This is a genomic window from Microvirga sp. P4_G7 (assembly GCF_056401005.1).
In genome coordinates this window covers 1-2,198 of sequence record NZ_JBFUKD010000619.1, presented here as the reverse complement: position 1 = coordinate 2,198, position 2,198 = coordinate 1, and the positions used below count along the sequence as shown (strand labels likewise).

At 61.3% G+C, this 2,198-nt stretch carries 2 protein-coding genes and 1 pseudogene; all 3 read left to right on the top strand.

The window, feature by feature from the left end; translation table 11 throughout:
• Positions 1–324 (top strand): annotated as a pseudogene (locus AC1DT3_RS18715) (ABC transporter permease); the annotation flags it as partial.
• Between the two features lie 188 nt (positions 325–512).
• Positions 513–1,589 (top strand): BMP family ABC transporter substrate-binding protein, encoded by a 1,077-nt coding sequence (locus tag AC1DT3_RS18710; RefSeq protein ID WP_477466727.1) that lies wholly within the window; start codon positions 513–515, stop codon positions 1,587–1,589.
• A 70-nt stretch (positions 1,590–1,659) separates the two neighbouring features.
• A partial coding sequence (locus AC1DT3_RS18705; RefSeq protein WP_477466726.1) for a nicotinamidase occupies positions 1,660–2,198 on the top strand: 539 nt, incomplete at its 3' end.

Below are 2,198 nucleotides of genomic sequence, written 5' to 3'. Positions count from 1 at the left end.
GGCTTGGCCGGTGCGTATCTTTCGCTTGTCTACACACGGTTCTGGTCACCCGGAATGACCGCGGGCCGGGGTTGGATCGCCCTTGCACTCGTGGTTTTCGCGGCTTGGCGACCCGCCTGGGCCCTCGTGGGCGCCTATATCTTCGGCGCAGCTTCGGTGCTTCAGCTTCACGCCCAGGCGGCCCAGTTCGGACTGCCGTCCCAGGTGCTCTCCGCCGTGCCTTACGTGGCGACGATCCTCGTTCTGCTGCTGCTTTCGATCCAGCGCGGGAGGGCGATCGGCGCCCCCGGTTCGCTCGGCGTGCCTTTCGTGCCCGAGCGCTGAGCAGGCGGCTATTTTGGATGCATGTGTTCGGTCTTGCAGGACCTTATCGGACCTGCGACGAATAGGGAAAATGCGGAGTACGGCCGGCGACTGAAGTTCACGTCGTTCGCGCTTCGCAATGTCGATTTCGTACACCGTCTCCCGCGCCGGTTCCGCTTCGGGAGCGTGTATCAGCCAGAGGAAAGACTATGAACCTACGCGGATTTTTGGGAGCCATGGCGGGCATTGCGGCCCTCGGCTTGACGGCCGGCGGCGCGAGCGCTCAGGAGAAGCTGAAAATCGGCTTCATCTATGTCGGTCCAGTCGGAGATTACGGCTGGAGCCACCAGCACGATATCGGCCGCCAAGCTGTCGTGAAGGCCTTGGGTGACAAGGTCGAGACCACCTATGTGGAAAGCGTTCCGGAAGCCGATTCCGAGCGTGCGATCGAGCAACTCGCCCGGACGGGACACAAGCTGATCTTCACCACTTCGTTCGGCTATATGGAGCCGACCCTGAAGGTCGCGAAAAAGTATCCGAACGTGAAGTTCGAGCACGCGACCGGATTCAAGCGCGCACCAAATCTCTCCACCTACGCCGCCCGGTTCCACGAGGGGCGTTACATCATCGGGCAGATTGCCGCGAAGATGTCGAAATCCGGCACCATCGGGTATGTCGGCGCGTTCCCGATCCCGGAAGTCGTCGCGGGCATCAATTCGTATTTCCTCGGCGCCCAATCGATCAACCCGAACATCAAGATCAAGGTCGTGTGGGCGAATTCCTGGTACGACCCGGCAAAGGAAGCCGATGCCGGCAAGGCGCTGCTCGATCAAGGGGTCGACGTGATCGCTCAGCACACCGACAGCCCGGCCCCGCTGCAGGCCGCAGAGGCACGCGGCAAGTTCGGCTTCGGCCAGGCCTCCGACATGGAGCAGTTTGCGCCTAAGGCCCAGCTGACCGCCATCGTCGACAATTGGTCGGATTACTATGTCGCCCGTGCCAAGGCGGTGCTGGACGGAACCTGGAAATCCGAGGACACCTGGGGCGGCCTCGCCTCCAAGATGGTCCACATGTCGCCCTACCGGATCATGCCCGACGACGTGAAGAAGATGGCGCAGGATACGGAGGCCGCTATCGCCTCGGGCAAGCTCAACCCGTTCAAGTGTCCCATCCTGAAGCAGGACGGAAACCAGGTCGAATGCAAGGGCGGTACCGCATTGTCGGACGAGCAGGTGCTCGGCATGAACTTCTACGTGAAGGGCATCGACGACAAGCTGCCGCAATAGGCGCAACCACAATGGATGGAGGGCAGCCGAACGATCGGCTGCCCTTTTTATTTGGTGGAGTGGCACAACGATGGGCGAGCAACCGACGATCAACGTGACCGACGAGGATGTCCTGATCGTCACCGACGTCCAGTACGACTTTCTTCCGGGCGGTTCGCTCGCTGTGGCCGACGGTCATGCGGTGATCGAGCCCATCAATCSTCTGGCGCGCCTGTTCAGGCATGTCGTGCTGACGCAGGATTGGCATCCGGAGGGCCACACGTCCTTCGCCTCGACCCATTCCGGCAAAGCGCCGTTTGAAACGATCGAGCTGTCTTATGGGACACAGGTTCTCTGGCCCGACCATTGTCTCCAGGGCACACGGGGTGCCGCCATCGCCGATGAGATCGACATTCCGCACGCGACGCTGATCATCCGCAAAGGCTACGACCCGCAGATAGACAGCTATTCGACGTTCATCGAAGCGGATCGGACCACTGGAACTGGCCTCCAGGGTTATCTCAGAGAGCGCGGATTGAGGCGGGTTTTCTGCGCTGGTCTTGCAACGGATTTCTGCGTGGCATGGTCGGCTCTCGATGCAAAGGCCGCCGGCTTCGAAACGTTCCTGAT

Bases quoted from the DNA above. Each gene is read 5' to 3' on its own strand.
- AC1DT3_RS18710 (WP_477466727.1), top strand. From the start codon at position 513: ATGAACCTACGCGGATTTTTGGGAGCCATGGCGGGCATTGCGGCCCTC.